This is a genomic window from Candidatus Psyllophila symbiotica (genome assembly GCF_029910555.1).
Classification (GTDB): domain Bacteria; phylum Pseudomonadota; class Gammaproteobacteria; order Enterobacterales; family Enterobacteriaceae_A.
Map to the genome: position 1 here is coordinate 1 of NZ_CP092142.1, position 18,724 is coordinate 18,724.

General features: G+C 15.7%; 14 protein-coding genes. 7 read left to right on the top strand and 7 right to left on the bottom strand.

What is annotated here, in order from left to right; genetic code table 11:
• Window positions 1–1,665 (top strand): DNA polymerase III subunit gamma/tau, encoded by a 1,665-nt coding sequence (gene dnaX / locus MEJ61_RS00005; protein ID WP_459563407.1) that lies wholly within the window; start codon window positions 1–3, stop codon window positions 1,663–1,665.
• 15 nt (window positions 1,666–1,680) lie between these two features.
• Here the strand turns inward: dnaX and rpe are convergent, their stop codons facing one another.
• Window positions 1,681–2,346: a ribulose-phosphate 3-epimerase gene (gene rpe / locus MEJ61_RS00010; RefSeq protein WP_459563264.1), complete on the bottom strand. Its 666-nt coding sequence runs from the start codon at window positions 2,344–2,346 to the stop codon at window positions 1,681–1,683.
• 90 nt (window positions 2,347–2,436) lie between these two features.
• A complete protein-coding gene (gene greA / locus MEJ61_RS00015) occupies window positions 2,437–2,913 on the bottom strand; it encodes a transcription elongation factor GreA (protein ID WP_459563265.1) in 477 nt (158 codons plus the stop codon).
• 124 nt (window positions 2,914–3,037) lie between these two features.
• On the opposite strand from greA, the gene MEJ61_RS00020 reads away from it, so the two are divergent.
• The 5 genes from MEJ61_RS00020 (at window position 3,038) to pnp (ending at window position 8,078) form a co-directional block, all read left to right on the top strand.
• Window positions 3,038–3,304, top strand: coding sequence for a hypothetical protein (locus tag MEJ61_RS00020; RefSeq protein WP_459563408.1), 267 nt, complete (start codon window positions 3,038–3,040; stop codon window positions 3,302–3,304).
• Window positions 3,305–3,379: 75 nt separating this feature from the next.
• Window positions 3,380–5,224 carry a translation initiation factor IF-2 gene (infB, locus tag MEJ61_RS00025; RefSeq protein ID WP_459563409.1) on the top strand — a complete coding sequence of 615 codons (1,845 nt, stop codon included), beginning with the start codon at window positions 3,380–3,382 and terminating at the stop codon, window positions 5,222–5,224.
• Window positions 5,225–5,285: 61 nt separating this feature from the next.
• Window positions 5,286–5,639 carry a 30S ribosome-binding factor RbfA gene (rbfA, locus tag MEJ61_RS00030; RefSeq protein ID WP_459563267.1) on the top strand — a complete coding sequence of 118 codons (354 nt, stop codon included), beginning with the start codon at window positions 5,286–5,288 and terminating at the stop codon, window positions 5,637–5,639.
• A gap of 38 nt (window positions 5,640–5,677) precedes the next feature.
• The gene (locus MEJ61_RS00035; RefSeq protein WP_459563268.1) at window positions 5,678–5,905 is read left to right on the top strand and encodes a 30S ribosomal protein S15; all 228 of its coding nucleotides are present in this window, start codon (window positions 5,678–5,680) and stop codon (window positions 5,903–5,905) included.
• 82 nt (window positions 5,906–5,987) lie between these two features.
• Window positions 5,988–8,078, top strand: coding sequence for a polyribonucleotide nucleotidyltransferase (gene pnp, locus MEJ61_RS00040; RefSeq protein ID WP_459563410.1), 2,091 nt, complete (start codon window positions 5,988–5,990; stop codon window positions 8,076–8,078).
• A gap of 108 nt (window positions 8,079–8,186) precedes the next feature.
• Here the strand turns inward: pnp and cgtA are convergent, their stop codons facing one another.
• The 3 genes from cgtA to grpE form a co-directional block, all read right to left on the bottom strand.
• Complete coding sequence (gene cgtA / locus MEJ61_RS00045; protein WP_459563411.1) at window positions 8,187–9,191, bottom strand: Obg family GTPase CgtA; 1,005 nt, start codon at window positions 9,189–9,191, stop codon at window positions 8,187–8,189.
• 101 nt (window positions 9,192–9,292) lie between these two features.
• Entirely contained in the window at window positions 9,293–12,148 is a 2,856-nt protein-coding gene (locus MEJ61_RS00050; protein ID WP_459563412.1) for a valine--tRNA ligase, read from the bottom strand.
• A 97-nt stretch (window positions 12,149–12,245) separates the two neighbouring features.
• Window positions 12,246–12,860, bottom strand: a complete 615-nt coding sequence (gene grpE, locus MEJ61_RS00055) for a nucleotide exchange factor GrpE (RefSeq protein ID WP_459563413.1) — start codon at window positions 12,858–12,860, stop codon at window positions 12,246–12,248.
• A 155-nt stretch (window positions 12,861–13,015) separates the two neighbouring features.
• Between grpE and MEJ61_RS00060 the strand changes: the two genes are divergently transcribed.
• Complete coding sequence (locus MEJ61_RS00060; protein ID WP_459563414.1) at window positions 13,016–14,008, top strand: DNA polymerase III subunit delta' C-terminal domain-containing protein; 993 nt, start codon at window positions 13,016–13,018, stop codon at window positions 14,006–14,008.
• A gap of 2,677 nt (window positions 14,009–16,685) precedes the next feature.
• Here the strand turns inward: MEJ61_RS00060 and groL are convergent.
• Both groL and MEJ61_RS00070 read right to left on the bottom strand, forming a co-directional pair.
• On the bottom strand, window positions 16,686–18,326 hold the full coding sequence (gene groL / locus MEJ61_RS00065) for a chaperonin GroEL (RefSeq protein WP_459563274.1): 1,641 nt from the start codon (window positions 18,324–18,326) through the stop codon (window positions 16,686–16,688).
• Window positions 18,327–18,363: 37 nt separating this feature from the next.
• Entirely contained in the window at window positions 18,364–18,657 is a 294-nt protein-coding gene (locus MEJ61_RS00070) for a co-chaperone GroES (RefSeq protein WP_459563275.1), read from the bottom strand.
• Window positions 18,658–18,724 lie beyond the last annotated feature (67 nt).

Genomic DNA, 18,724 nt, shown 5'->3' on the forward strand with positions numbered 1-18,724 from the left:
ATGAAAAATCAAGTCCTTGCACGTAAATGGAGACCTAAATTTTTTAAAGATGTTATTGGACAAGAACATGTGATAATATCTTTAATAAATAGTTTTTTATTAAAACGTATACATCATGCATATATATTTTACGGAATAAGAGGTGTAGGTAAAACAACTATTGCAAGATTATTAGCAAAAAGTTTAAATTGTATAAATGGTATTTCATATAAACCATGTGGTTTTTGTAATAATTGTAAACAAATAGATAATAATAATTTTCCAGATCTTATAGAAATTGATGCTGCCTCTAAAACTAAAGTAGAAGACACAAGAGATTTATTAAGTAATATATATTATACGCCTATTCAAGGAAATTTTAAAATTTATATTATTGACGAATTTCATATGCTTTCTAGTAATAGCTTTAATGCTTTATTAAAAACTTTAGAAGAACCTCCAAAGCATATTAAATTTTTCTTAGCAACTACTAATATAAATAAAATACCTAAAACAATTTTATCACGTTGTTTTAAATTTCATCTTAAATCAATTAAAAAAAAAAAAATTTATTTTCAATTAATTAAAATTCTTGAATCTGAAAAAATAAAATTTGATTTTAATTCATTAAAAATTTTATCATACGCCGCAAACGGAAGTATGAGAGATGCACTTACTTTAAGTGATCAAGCTATTGTTATTGGAAATGGAGTAATAGAATTTAATAAAGTAAATAATATGTTGGGATATTTTGACAATAAATATTCTATACATATATTAGAATTACTTATTTATAATGATAGTAAAAAAATTATGAAAATAATTTCACAATTGTCTTTAAATAATATAAACTGGGATTATTTATTAGTAGAAATTTTAACATTATTACATAATTTATCTATTATGAAATTATTAAATAATAAAAATATTGATGATAAATATATTAATATTAAATATCGTTTATATAAATTATCTAAAATATTATCACAAAAAGATATACAAGAATATTATAAAATTTTTATAAATGGACGAAAAGAATTATTATATTCACCTAATAAAAAAATAGGTATTGAAATTACTTTACTTCGTGCATTATTAATTATTAAAAAAAATATTTCAAAACGAAAAAAAATATTGTTTTTAAATTATAAAAAAAAAAATTTTTATATAAATAATATTATTAAAATTACATGTAGAAATATTTTATATAAAATTAATTGTATTTTAAACAATAATAAAATGAAAAAATTATCTATTAATATTAAATCTTTTAATAAAAAAAATTTATTAATTAATATAATTGATTTTAATATTAAAACAATGTTATTTAATAACATAATAAATAATTATTTTAATAATAAATATTACAATAATATTTATAATAATTATAAAAAAAAAATAGATAATATTTTAATTAAAACTAAAATAAAAATAAAATTTATAGTTTTAAGTTTTAAATATATTAATGATAAAAAACTTTTAAATTATAAAAAAAATTTAAATGATGAAATAAAAGATACATTTAAAAATTTAATTAAAATTAAATTTACAAAATATAATATTAATAATAATTATATCAATTTTAAAAATAAAATATATAAAGAAAAATATTTATTATTAATTAGTAAAATCAAAAAAAATGAAAATGTTAAAAAATTAAAATTTTTATTTAATATTAAAATTTAAAATTATTTTAATTATTTAAGAAATTATTTTTTTTTTTAATTGATTTATAATTAATTTATAATTTTTTTCTTTAAATATAGCTGAACCAATTACAAAAATATTAGCACCTAAGTTTGAAATTTTTGAAATATTACTTATGTTTATACCACCATCAATAGATAAATCAATATTATAACCACTTTTATCAATTATTTTTTTAGTATCTTTAATTTTATTAAAAGTATTATTTATAAATAATTGTCCACCAAAACCAGGATTAACAGACATTAATACTATCATATCAATTTTATTTATACTATATTTTAAATAACTTAATGGAGTTGTGGGATTAAAAACTAAACCTACTTTACAACCGCAATCTTTAATTATTTGTATTGTTTTATCTATATGTTCAGAAGTTTCAGGATGAAAAGATATTATATTTGCTCCAGAATTTGCAAATTCAGGAATTATTCTATCAACTGGTTTAATCATTAAATGAACATCTATAGGAGCAGTAATACCATAATTTCTTAATGATTTGCATATTATAGGACCAAATGTTAAATTTTCAACATAATGATTATCCATAATATCAAAATGTAACATATCAGCTCCTGATTCTAAGACTGTTTTAGTATCTTCGCCCAATCTTGAAAAATCAGCCGATAAAATAGATGTTGAAATTTTTTTTTTTTTCATTTTAAATACTCCATAAATAAATAATTATAAATAATATTATATATTTAAAATAATATTAATGTAATATTTTATTATTTATTATTAATAATTTTAAATATGTTCTATTTTTAAAATTTTATATTTAATTTCTTTTAATGGTGTTTTAATAAATACTATATCATTTATTTTGCTACCAATTAAATTACTAGCTATAGGTGAATTAACAGAAATTAATTTTTTTTTAATATTAGATTCATAATCACAAACAATACGATATGTTATTTTTTTTTTTTTATTTAAATTTAAAATAGTAATTGTTGAACCAAATAAAACTGTACCGTTATTAGGTATTTTAGTTATATCTATTATTTTGGCGAATGATAATTTTAATTCAAATTGTTTTATTTTATTTTCAATAAAACTTTGTTGTTCTTTTGCTGAATGATACTCAGAATTTTCTTTTAAATCACCATGTGCTCTTGCTTCAATAATTTCTTTTATAATTTTAGGTCTTACTATATTTATTAAATAATTAAGTTTTTTTTTTAATTTTTTAAAACCTACATTTGTCATTAATATATTTTTCATATATTTAGTATAAAAAATTAATAAATTAATAAAATATTTATAATAAAATTTATTAAAAATTAAATATATTTTAAATATATATTTTATTAAAATGTTTATATATAAATTTACAGGATATAATTATATGTATAATTTTTTAATATTAATTTTTATAATAATTTCTATTATTATTAATATTTTAATTATATTTAAAAGTAAAAAAAAAAATATATATTTTAAAAAAAAAAAAATTTCTGAAAAAAGAAATATAAATAAATTAATATTATTTTTAATAGCTTTATTTTTTATAATAAATTTAATAATAATAAATATTAATATAAAAAATTTAAGAAAAAACAAATTATTTGAAAAAAATGAAAATATTATCGTAAGTAATAATATAAATAAATAAAATTAATTAACTATTTTATTATATTTAAAAAATATTTATAAATTTTAAAATATTCAAAAAAAAAAAAAAAATGATATGTTTATTAAAACAAAAGTAGAAATATTTAAAAAAAAAAATATATATTATAATAAAATTGAAAAATTTTTATATCTAATTAATAAATGTGATAAAAAAAATGTTAATAATATTAATAATAATAACAATATTATATATTTCAAAAAACATAAATTTAATACTATTATATTTGAGAATATTTCATTATTAAAATTATCAAATATAATAAATTTTAAATATGATACATTAATATATAAATTAATAAAATTAAAAGTAATAATGTTAAATGAATATTTAATTATAAAAAAAAATTTGCATTATATTTTAAAATTTTTAAGTAATAAAATAATTATATATAATAAATATTTTATTATTAAAAAAAATATTAAAAATTTTTTTAAAAAAAGATCACCAATTATTACAATAATGGGTCATGTTAATCATGGTAAAACAACATTATTAGATTATATAAGATCAACTAAATTAGTTTCTCAGGAATTAGGTAAAATTACACAACATATTGGTATATATAATATTAAAACAAAATATGGCTTTATAACTTTTTTCGACACACCAGGTCATGAAGCATTTACTTCTATGAGAAAAAGAGGAATTAAAAATAGTGATATTATAGTTTTAGTAATTGCCGCAAATGATGGGATTATGCCACAAACAATAGAAATAATAAAATATTCACAAAAATTAAATATACCTTTAATAATAGCAATAAACAAAATCGATAAAATAGATAAAATAAATATAAATATAAATATTAATAATATTAAAAATGAATTATCTCAATATAAAATTATATCAGAAGAATGGGGCGGTGAAATTCAATTTGTTAATATTTCAGCTAAAATTGGAACAGGAGTTGATAATTTAATAAATGCAATTTTACTCCAAACAGAAATATTAGAATTGAAAGAAAAAAAAAAAGCATTATCTAAAGGTATTATTATAGAATCTTATTTTGATAAAAGTAATGGTTTAGTTGTTACAATGTTATTAAAACAAGGTATTTTAAAAAAAAACGATATTATTATATATAATTCAGAATATAACAGTATAAAATCAATATTTAATATTTTTGGAAAAAAAAAAAAATTAATAAAATCATCTATACCTATTGAAATAACTGGTTTTAATAATATTCCAAAAATTGGAGATAAAGTTTTATTTTTAAATAATGATAATATATATAAAGATATATTAAATACTGAAAAACAATTAAATAATAAAAATGAAATTAAAAATATATTTAAATATAATATTAGTAATTTAAATAAAATAAATATTATATTAAAATCAGATGCTTTAGGTTATTGTGAAGTAATTAGTAATGAATTATTAAAATTATCTAATGAAAAAATAAAAATAAATATTATTAGTTTAGGTGTTGGTAATATTTCAGAAAATGATTCAATATTAGCTTTAAATAATAACGCAATTATATTAGGGTTTAACGTATATATAGAGTATTCTGTAAATAAAATGATTAATTTTGAAAATTTAGATATTCGTTATTATTCTGTAATATATAAATTAATAAATGATATTAAAAAAGAAATTAATTTATTAACATTTAAAAATAATAATAAAAAAATTGGTTTAGCTAATATATTAAATGTATTTAAATTTGAAAAACTAGGTTTAATTGCTGGTTGTTTAATAACTCAAGGATTAATTAAATATAAAAGTAAAATTAAAATTATACGTAATAATAAAATTATTTATATAGGAAAAATTGATTCATTAAAATATTTTAAAAAAAATGTTAAAGAAGTTAATAATGGTATGGAATGTGGAATTTATATTAAAAATTTTAACAATTTTAAAATTAAAGATAAAATTGAAATATTTTAATTAAATGATTTAAATATTTATATAAATATTAAAATTATTTAATATTATTTAAAATAATATTATGATTAAAAAAATACGTATTCTTAAAATTGAACAACAAATATATAAAAAAATCTCAATAATATTAAAACAAAATATTAAAAATTCAAATAAATTTATATTTACAGTAACAAATGTAATATTATCTTCTAATTTTATGTATGCTAAAATTTATATTACAATATTAAATTGTATTTTAAATAATAATATAAAATTAACAGAAAAAAAACAAATTAAAGAATTAACAAATAAATCTAAATATATACGTTATTTATTAGGAAAATTTTTAAATTTAAAATTCATACCTAATTTAATTTTTTTATATGATAATTCATATAAAAATAATATGTATATATCTTCATTAATTAAAAAATAATAAATTAAAAATATTGTTAAAATTTATTAAGATATATAATGAATATTATTAAAAAACTAAATAATACTAATTATTTAGAATATCAAATAAATATATTTAATAAAAAAATTGAAAAATTAAAAAAACATTTTATATTAAATAAAAAAGATAAACATAGTCGTATAGGTTTGTTAAAAATAATAATACAAAAAAAAAAATTATTAAAATATTTAAAATATAATAACTTTAAAAAATATAAAATAATAAATAAAAATTTAATTATTTAATAATTATAAAAAAATTATTATAATATTTATTTTATTAAATTAAATATTAATTAACATATTAATTAATAAGGATAATAATTTTTTGATTAAATTTCATACGTTAGAATTTAAATATGGTCAAAATCATATTAAATTCATAACAAATTTAGTAGCAAAACAAGCTAATGCTTCTGTTATTGTAGATATTGATGGTACTGTAGTTTTAGTTACTGTTGTAGGAAATAAAATTATTAAAAACGAACAAAATTTTTTATTATTAACAGTTAATTATCAAGAAAGATTATATGCTGCAGGTAAAATACCTGGTGGTTTTTTTAAACGCGAAGGAAGATCTAATGAAAGCGAAATTATAATTTCACGTTTAATTGATAGACCAATTAGACCTTTATTTCCTAAAAATTTTATTAATGAAATTCAAATAATAGCAACAGTTATATCATTAAATCCTCAAATTAATCCAGATATTGTTGCAATTATAGGTGCTTCAGTAACTTTAGCAATATCCGATATACCCTTTTTAGAACCAATTGGAGCAGCAAGAGTAGGTTATATTAATAATAAATATATATTAAATCCAACAATTAAACAACTAAAACAAAGTAATTTAAATTTAATAGTTTCAGGTACTGCAAAAGCAATTTTGATGGTTGAATCAGAATCTAATTTAATAAATGAAGATATATTATTAAATGCAATTATTTATGGTCACAAAAAACAACAAATTATAATTAATAATATTAATAAATTTGTTAAAATAACTGGGAAAAAAAAAATAATTTATAATTACAATAAAATCAATGAATATTTAAATAATAAAATATTAAATTTATCTAAAAAATTTTTAATTGAAGCATATAATATAATTAATAAAACAGAACGTAATTTAAAACTTAATGAAATAAAAGAAAATATTTTAAATAAATTAATTAATGAAAATGAAATAATTAAAATTAATGAAATTGAAAATATATATAAAAATATAGAAAAACAAATTTTACGTGAAAAAATAATATATACAAATAAAAGGATTGATGGTCGAAAATATGATGAAATACGTGATTTAGATATTCGAGTTAATTTTTTACCTCGTACACATGGCTCAGCTTTATTTACAAGAGGTGATACACAAGCTTTAGTAACTGTAACGTTAGGTACTACAAAAGACGCGCAAACTTTAGATGAATTAAAATATAATAAAATTGACAATTTTATATTTCATTATAATTTTCCTTCTTATTCAACAGGAGAAATAGGTATATTATTGTTACCAAAAAGAAGAGAAATAGGACATGGACGTTTAGCAAAAAAATCAATATTACCTGTAATACCTAATACTAAAACTTTTCCATATACAATACGTGTTGTTTCAGAAATTACTGAATCTAATGGTTCTTCTTCTATGGCTTCTGTATGTGGTGCTTCTTTAGCACTTATGGATGCAGGTGTACCAATTAAATTACCAATTGCCGGTATTGCTATGGGATTAATAAAAATTAAAAATAAATTTATAATTTTGACCGATATTATAGGAGAAGAAGATTATTTAGGTGATATGGATTTTAAAGTTTCAGGTAGTTATACTGGAATAACTTCTTTACAAATAGATATGAAAATAAAAGGTATTACTAAAGAAATTATAAATAAAACTTTAAATAAAGCAAAAATCGCAAGATTATATATTTTAAATAAAATGTCTAAAATAATTAATAAACCTAGAAGTGAAATTTCTAAATTTGCTCCTAAAATTAATATTATTAAAATTAAACAAAATAAAATTAAAGATATAATTGGTAAAGGTGGCTCTGTTATACGTGCTATTACTGAAGAAACTGGCGCTGTTATTGAAATAGAAGACAATGGTATAATTAAAATTTATTCTGATAGTTCAAAAAAAATAAATTTTGCAATAAATAAAATTAATAAAATAATAGCAGAAATTGAAGTAGGTCAAATTTATAAAGGTAAAGTAACACGTATTGTTAATTTTGGTGCTTTTTTATTAATTAATGATAATAAAGAAGGATTAGTTCATATTTCTCAAATTGCAAATAAAAAAATTAATAAAGTTTCTGATTATTTAAAAATATCACAGGAAATTTTTGTAAAAGTTATTGAAATAGATAATCAAGGAAGAATACGTTTAAGTATAAAAGATGCTATAATTAAAAAATAATTTTTTTATTAATATTATATAATGAATAATATTTTAAATGTATACTCATTTAAAAATTATAAATTTAATAATATTATTTTATTATATAAATTTATAATTATATTTGAATTATTTATTTATTATAAAATTTATAATTTCATTACATAAAAATTTAATATTTTTATTTTTTAAACATGAAATAGTATAATATTTATCTTCCCAATTTATTTTTTTAATAATATTATTAATAATACTATGGATTTTTTTATTTTCAACAAGATCTATTTTATTAAAAATTAACCAACAAGATTTTTTAAGTAATTCTTTATTATACAAATTTAATTCATTTATAATAATTTTAATATCCTTAATAATACCTAATTTATTAAGAAATTTAATATCTATAATTAATAATAATAATTTGCAATATTTTATATGTTTTAAAAATTTATGACCTAATCCATGTCCCTTTGATGAATTTTTAGTTATACCTGGAATATCAACAATTATAAAGGTTTTTTTTTCAATATATACTACACCTAATTGAGGAATAATTGTTGTGAATGGATATATATCTATTTTAGGTTTTGCTGATGTTATTATATTAATAAGTGTTGATTTACCTACATTAGGTAATCCTATTAAACCAACGTCAGCTATTAATAATAATTCTAAATTTATAAATTTTTTTTCACCTAATGTTCCATTTGTTTTTTTATATGGTGTTCGATTTGTTGAAGATTTAAAATGATTATTACCCCAACCTTTAATTCCACCTTTAGCTAATAAAATTGTTTGTTTATCTGTAATCATTTTACCGATAATTTTTTTATTAATTTTATTTTTAATAATTGTGCCAATAGGTACATAAATTAATAAATTTTTACCTTTTTTACCAGTACATAATTTTGATTTTCCTTGTTTACCATTTTCAGCTTGAAATATTTTTTTAAAATTTAAATGCATAAGTGTATTTAAATTTTTATCAGCACATATGTAAACATCACCACCATTACCTCCGTCACCTCCGTTAGGACCGCCATATGGAATATATTTTTCATGTCTAAAACTAATACAACCATCACCGCCTTTTCCAGCAATTACGCAAATATTTATTTCATCTATAAATTTCATAATTTCTTTAAAGTTAAAATTAAAATTAAAATAATTAATGTTTATATAAATAACTGTTAAATAATAATAAATAATTTATTAAATTAAATATTAAATAGTATTTATTTTGAAACAATAAATTGTTTTAATAATTTATTTTTATTTTTATTTAAATTTAATAAAATATTTAATTTTTTAATAATTATTATTTCAGGTGCATTATTTAAAAATTTTTTATTATTTAATTTAAATTTAATTTTTAAAATTTCGTTATTTTTTAAAATAATTTCATTTTTAATATAATTTAATTCAATAATTTTATTTATAAATTTAAAAGGAAACAAAATTTCAGTTTTATCTATTATTTTAATAAAACAATGAGGTTTTTTTTGTTTTTTAGATAATATTTTAATATTTTTAAGGTTTGCTATTTTTTTAATAATATTTTTATTTTCATTAATTCTACGTTTAATATTTTTATTAGTATTCCAAAATAATATATCTATTTTTTTTTTAATAAACATTTTTGATTTTATATTTCTTATAGATATAATAATATTTTTAATCCATTTAAAATCTTCTAGATCTTTTTTATTATAAATATTATTATTAAATTTTGGAAAAGATTCTAACATTATAGTATCATTAATATTATTAATATTATTAATTTTTTTTTTAATTTCTTTCCAAATATTTTCAGTAATAAAAGGAATTATTGGATGTGCAATTTTTAATATTTTTTCAAAAACATAAAATAAAGTGTAATAATTACTTTTTTTTTCTATTAAACTGCCGTATTTTAAAATTATTTTAGAAAATTCTATATACCAATTACAAAATTCATACCAAATAAATTTATACAAAATATTTACAGCAATATAAAAATTATAATTATTTAATGATTCACAAAAATCTTTAATCATAATATTTAATTTAATTTGAATACAACGATCTATTAAAATAAAATTATTAATATTATTATAAATATTACTAATATTAAGATTTTTATTGTATTTTTTATAATAAATCATTATAAATTTATATGCATTTACTAATTTATTATAAAAATTATGACTTTTTTCTAATTGTTTAAAATTTAAATATATAGATCTGTTAGTATTTGATATATTTGTTAAAAAAAATCTTAAAACATCTGAACCATAAGGAATAATATTATTTGGAAATTGTTTTTTAGTAAATTCAGTAATTTTATCGATTTTTTTTATATCTATAATATTTTTTAATCTTTTTTTTAAAAGTTCTTTGAAAGAAATACCTTCAATAATATCTATAGGATCAATAGTATTACACATTGATTTTGACATTTTTTTCCCCTCAATATCACATATTAATCCAGTTATATAAATAAATTTAAATGGAACTTGAGGTTTATTTAAGTTATCTTTTAAAAAAAACATTGTTAACATAATCATTCTTGCTATCCAAAAAAAAATAATATCATAACCACTAAAAATTATATTTGTTGGATGAAAATATAAAAACTCTCTTTTTTTTTTAGGCCAACCTAAAGAAACAAATGTCCATAAGCTTGATGAAAACCAAGTATCTAAAACATCATTATCTTGTTTTAATACAATATTCTTATTTATTTTATTTTTTTTACGTATTTCATTTTCATTATTTCCAACGTAAATTTTACCATTTTTGTCATACCACGCAGGTATTCGATGCCCCCACCATAATTGACGTGATATACACCAATCTTGAATATTTTTCATCCATCCTAAATACATATTTTCGTATTTTTTATTTAAAAAAACAATTTTTTTTTTTTTTATTACTGTTATAGCATTATTAGCTAAAATATTACTTTTTAAAAACCACTGATTTGTTAACATAGGTTCAATTATAACATCTTGTCTATCACTATATGGTACATTAATTTTACAATTTTCAATTTTATTTAAAAATCCTAATAATTTTAAATTTAAAATTATTAATTTTCTAGCTTTAAGTATACTTAAATTTCTAAATTTTTTAGGGATAAAATTAAAATAATTACTATTTTTTTTTTTAATTTTAATTTTTTTTAATTTTTCTTTAATTTTCCCATTAAAATTTAAAATATTTAATATGTCTAATTTATTTTTTTTTGCAATTTCATAATCATTAAAATCATGACCTGGAGTTATTTTAATACATCCAGAACCTTTTTTAATATCGACAATTTTATCAGATATAATAGGTATACAACGATTAACAAATGGTACAATAGCTTTTTTACCTATTAAATTTTTATATCTTTTATCTAATGGATTTACACCTATTCCAGTATCACCTAAAATTGTTTCAGGTCTAGTAGTTGATACAACTATATATGGATAACCATTTAAAGTTTTAAAATTATTTTGTAAAGGATATTTAAAATACCATAAATAACTTTTAGACTTTTTGTATTTTATTTCTAAATCAGATATTACTGTATTTAATTTATTATTCCAATTAACTAATTTTTTGCCTTTATAAATTATTTTTTTATTATATAAATTTATAAAAATTTTTTTAACAGCATTACTAAAAATATTATTCATAGTAAATATTTCATTACTCCAATCAACAGATATTCCTAAACGACGTATTTGATTGTTAATAATATTTACAATTTTTTTCTTCCATAACCAAGTTTTTTTAATTAAAAACTTTTTACTTTTTTTGGTTTTTATTTTTTTTAATATCATAATCTGAGTTGCAATTCCAGCGTGATCAGTACCTACTTTTAATAAAACATTTTTACCTTTCATTCTATTATATCTAGCTGTAATATCTATAATTGTTTGTTGCAATGCATGTCCTATATGTAAATTACCTGTAATATTTGGAGGAGGAATAATAATACTAAAGTTTTTTTTAAAAATATTTTTTTGAGGTTTAAAATATCCTTTTTTTTCCCAAGTCTTATAAGTTTTTTTTTCTATTTTTTTAAAATTATTTAAAATATTTGTTTTATTTTTAAACATTTTTAATATAATTTATAATTTTAAATTTATTAATTATCAATTTTATATATATTTTAAAATTTTATATTTATTATTAATTTAATATATTTAAAAATTTTTAATTAGATACTATAACCATAGCTGGTCTTAATAAACGATTATGCAAAATATAACCATTTTGCATAACATTAATAACTAAATTAGATTTAAATTTATTTGATTTAATTGAACTTATAATTTGATGTTTATTAGGATTAAAAGGAACATTAATTTTATTAATAATTTTAATACCATATTTATTAATTAAATTAATTATAGATTTTAATGTTAATTCAATACCTTGGATCATTATAGTTAATTTATTATTATCTTTATCTAATAATTGTATAGATCTTTCTAAATTATCTATAATAGGTAATAAATCTTTAGAAAAATTTTCTAAAGCAAATTTATATGTTTTTTCAATATTAATTGAAGATCTTTTTTTAATATTCTCAATTTCAGCTTTATAACGTAAAAAATTATCATATTCTTTTTTTTTAGAATTTTCAATATATAATTCTAATTCATTAATACGTTTAATATTTAAATTGTTATTTTCATTAATATTACATTGATTATTATTATTATTATTATCATTATTATTATCATTATTATTATTAACAATATTATTAGTATCGCTAATTTTTAATTCTGAAATATTTTTATTTTTTTTTTTATCAATATCATCCATTAAAACCTCCTATAATATATTTTATTAATTTAATTATTTTAAAATAAATAATTTATAAAATATTTTATAAATATTAATTATTATTTATTTTAAATTTTTAAATATATTTTTATAAAATATATTAAATAAAATTAATTATTTCAAATTAATAAAATATGCTTAAAAAAAAAATATATCCATGGCATAATTCAATTTATAAAAAAATAATTATGTATTATAAAAATAATGTAATAAATAAATCAATTTTTATATATAGTTTAAAAGGAAATGGTACTAATGTTTTATTAAAAAATGTAAGTGCATGGTTAATTTGTAAAAAAAAAAAACTTAATAATTGTGGATTATGCAATGATTGTAATTTATTTAAAACTGGTAATCATCCAGATTATTATATTATTAAAAATAATAAAAAAAATATTGATATTAATTATATAAATGAATTATTTAATTATATTTCAATAAAATCACAAGAAAATAGTTTTAAAATTATATATTTACCGAAAATCGAGTTATTTACTAAATTAGCAATTTATAAATTAATAAAATTATTAAAAACAAATAAAAAAAAAATATTTTTTATAATAAAATGCAATAAACTTACTAATTTAATTTTAAATTTAAAAAAAATTTGTTTTAATTTAAATTTAAATCCACCTAAAGAAAAAATTAGTTTAAAATGGTTAAAACAAAAAAATAATAATAATAATAATATTAATGAAATAAAAACTGCTTTATATTTAAATAATTATGCGCCATTATCAGCAAATAAAATGTTATCTTCAAATATATGGCAATTAAGAAAAAATTTATACAATTTAATATATAATGAATTAATTAATAAAAATGAATTATTTTTATTTGAAATATTAGAATTAGACAATTTAGAATTATATATATATTGGATATATACATTAATAACCGATATAATAAAATTAAAATATAATTGTAAATATTATATTATAAATAAAGATCAAGAAAAAATAATTATTAAGTTATCTAATATAATTAATTTAGATAATTTATTTTTTTTTATTAAAAAATTAAATAAATTACAATATAAAATTAAAAATATTAAAAATATTAATATAAAAATTTTATTAATAGAACAATTTATATATTTTAAAAAAATAATAAATTTTTTGAAATAAATTAAAAAAGATATTTATTAATTTATAAATATTAATATTTAAATAATAAAAATATTTAAATATAAATAAAATATTTATAAATAAATGTTATTTATTTAAAAATATATAATAAATTATTAAAATAAAAATAAATATAAAATTAATTAATATTAAAAATTAAAAATTGTAAAAATAAAAAAAATATAATAATTATAATTTTAATTTAAATATATAAAATTTTGGAAAAAATAAATTTATATAAATATTTATTAAAAAATAAAATAAACTAATTAAAATATATTATTTTAAATTTATATTATAGTTTTAAAAAAATTTTATCAAATTATAAAAAATTTAAATTTAAATTTAAAATTCTTTAATAATAGAAAAAATAATAAAATTTACTTAAATATTTATAAAAATGTAACAAAATTAAATTATAAAATTTAATAAATTTTTATAAATACAATTAATATTATTTAAAATTATTCTAAAATTTCAAATAATAAAAATTTATTAAATTTTATTAAAATAATAATAAATTTAAAATATATTAAAAAACACTTTTATTAAAATAATATATAAATTTTCAATAAATTTAATATTTAATAAATTAACAAAATATTAAAATTATTAAAATTTAGATTATATTTAATTTATTTATTACAATTAAAAATAAAAATTTAAATAAATATTATTATAAATATTTTAAAACATAATTTAAAAATCATAAAATATATACAACATTTTTAATTTTGACATAATTACTTTTAAAATATGATTATATTAATATTTTTATTCCAAAAATAAAAAATATTAAAATAAATTTAAATTTTTTAAATACATTTAAAATGATTTATATATTATTTAATAAATTTTAATTTTATAGTTTTAAAAATATTGAAAAATTAATAATTATAGAAATTTATAAATATTAAAAAATTAATTTTTAAAATCAAATAAATTTTTAATAAATATACATTTAAAATAATATTTATTAGAAAAATATCTATTAATAAATTAAATAAAATATAAAATAATTAAAAATTAATATACTAAATATATTAAAATAAAAGTATTTTTATTAAAAATAACTAAAAATTTAAATAATAATTTAAATAGTAATTTTATTAGTAATAATTTTTTAAAATATATTTTTATAATATTTATCAAATAAATAATTATAATTTCATAAAAATCAAAACATTAAAAATAAAACCAAGATATTAAAATATAATTTAATAAAAATGCAATTAAAATACTAATAGTTAAAATATTAAAAATTAATAAAAATACAATCGATAAAATAACTAAAATAAATAATTATTAAATATTTTTAGTATGTAGTATTTTAAAAAATTAAAAATAATACATAAATTATTAAATATGAAAATTAAATTCATTGACTAAACTAATAATTTAAAAATAATATATTAGTACATCTAATTTTATAAAATTAATAATATGTTTTAATTATATAAATTATCAAAAAATAATAAAGATATTTATAATCAAAAGTAAAATAATATCAAAATTTAGTTTTTTAAAAATTTAAATAACTAATTTAGAATTAATTTTAAATTATTCAAAAAAACTATTAATACTTTAAAATTATATATTTCATACAAATAATTTGGATTTTATTGATATTTTATATAATACAAATAAATGTATATATATTTTAATTCTTAAGTAAATGAAATTTTATTTTAAAATATAAATAAAATTTTAACAATAAAATTTATAATTTAAAATATAAAAGTAATTAATATAATAATTATAATAAATAAGTAATTTAATAATTTATTTTAATTATATTAATAATAATATTTTAAAATTAAATAAAATTTAATTAAATATGTTTTATTTTATAAATATATATTAACTATAGATAAATTTATATAATTTATTAATAAAATAAAAACAATACTTAATAAATATAATAATTTAATTTATTTAAATAATTATATAATAACTTTATTTATTAAAATTAAATTTATAAAAAATTATTAGTAAATATGTTATATATCAAAAAAAAATAAAAATTTAAAATAATAAATAATTTAAACAAATTATAAAAATAAAAAAAATAAATAAAAGACTTTAAAATAATTTTATTATAAAAATATAAATAATAAATTAATAATCAATTAAATTAAAAATTTTATTTATAAAATTAATTTTAATAATAAATAAAAATAAACAATTAATTTTAAAATTTAATTTTTTAAAATTTATAAATAAATAATTTTAAATTATGAAAAATTTAATAAAATAAAAAAAATAAATTTATTGTTGTAAAATAATTATTTAATAAAAACAAAAATATATTAGTTTATTTAATAAAATATATTCTTTATTTAATTTTTACTATATAATATTTAGTTTATTTATATATTATTACTAAAATTAAAAATAATATATATATTATTTTCATTAATACTAATTATTTATTTCTATAAATTTGTTTATTTATTAATTATTTAAATAATAAATTAAATTTAAATATTTATTTATCTGGTAAGACAATATAGTAATTAATAAAATATAAAAACATAATTTAATTATAAAAAATAAAATTTAAAATAATTAAATAATATAAATAATATAAATAATATAATTAAAATTATTTAAACCCTGATATTACCCAGGGTTTAAATAATTTTAATTTTAATTTTAATTATAATCAAAAAATTATTTACATCATATTACTTAAATTATTATTCATACCTGTATGAGAATTTAAATTTAATTTATCTTCTTTAGGTAATTCAGTGATCATGCATTCTGTTGTTATCATTAAACCAGCAATTGATGAAGCATATTGTAAAGCCGATCTTGTTACTTTAGTGGGATCTAATATTCCCATATTTATAAGATCTCCATATTTTTCAGAAGAAGCATTATATCCATAATTTCCTTTACCTATTTTAACATTATTAGCAATAACAGACGCTTCTTCACCAGCATTTATTACAATTTGTCTTAAAGGAGATTCCATAGCACGTATCGCAACTTTAATTCCAACATTTTGATCTTCATTATCACCTTTTAAATTAATTATTTTATTAGCTGCTCTTATTAATGCAACTCCTCCACCAGCAACAACGCCTTCTTCAACTGCAGCTCTAGTAGCATTTAAAGCATCTTCAACTCTAGCTTTTTTTTCTTTCATTTCAACTTCAGTTGCTGCTCCAACTTTAATAACTGCAACACCACCAGCTAATTTAGCTACACTTTCTTGTAATTTTTCTTTATCATAATCTGAAGAAGATTCTTTAATTTGTTTCCTTATTTGAGAAATACGTTTTTTAATCAAAATTTTATCACCAATTCCATCAATTATTATAGTATTATCTTTATTAATAATAATTCTTTTAGCTTGACCTAAATCTTGTAATTTTGTTTTTTCTAAATCCATACCAATTTCTTCAGAAATTAATGTACCAGCTGTTAAAATTGCTATATCTTGTAACATAGCTTTACGACGATCACCAAAACCAGGGGCTTTTACTGCAGCAACTTTAACAATACCACGTATTGTATTTACTACTAAAGTCGCTAAAGCTTCACCTTCAATGTCTTCAGCAATAATTAATAAAGATTTTCCAGATTTAGCAACAGCTTCTAAAATAGGTAAAATTTCACGAATATTTGATATTTTTTTATCAACTAATAATATAAATGGATTACTTAATTCTACAGAACCATTTTCTTGTTTATTAATAAAATAAGGAGAAAGATAACCTCTATCAAATTGCATACCTTCCACTACATCTAATTCATCTTTTAATCCTGTACCTTCTTCAACTGTTATTACACCTTCTTTACCTACTCTTTCCATTGCTTCTGCTATAAGTTTACCTACTTTTTCATCTGAATTTGCAGATATAGTACCTACTTGAGCTATTGATTTAAAATCAGAACAAGACACAGATAATTCTTTTAACGCATCAACAGCAAATGAAACAGCTTTATCAATACCTCTTTTTAAATCCATAGGATTCATACCTGCTGCAACAGCTTTTAAACCTTCATTTATAATAGATTGTGCTATTACTGTTGCAGTTGTTGTACCATCACCTGCTGCATCATTTGCTTTTGAAGCAACTTCTTTTACCATCTGAGCACCCATATTTTCAAATTTATCTTTTAATTCAATTTCTTTAGCTACAGATACACCATCTTTAGTAATAGAAGGAGCCCCAAAAAGTTTATCTAATATTACATTACGACCTTTAGGTCCCAATGTTACTTTAACAGCATCTGCTAATAAATTTACCCCATTTTGCATTTTTAAACGAGCATCATTTCCAAATTTTATTTCTTTAGCTGACATAAAAACTCCTTAATATTTTATATAATTTAAATTTATTTTAATTTTCAATAACTGCTAAAATATCATTTTCAGACATAATCAATACTTCTTCGTTATTTATTTTTTCAGATTTTATATTATATCCATCATTAAATATAATAATATCACCTATTTTAACATCTAATGGTCTAATTATACCATTACTCAAAATTTTTCCTTTACCTACAGCTAATACTTCACCTCTTGTTGATTTACCTATTGTTGAACTAGTAAGAACAATACCACCAGCAGATTTCATTTCTAATTCTTTGCGTTTAACTATAATACGATCATACAAAGGTCTAATTTTCATAAATTACTCCTACAATTAAATATAAAAATATAGTAAATTTTTATTAAATTAATATATACTTATAAAA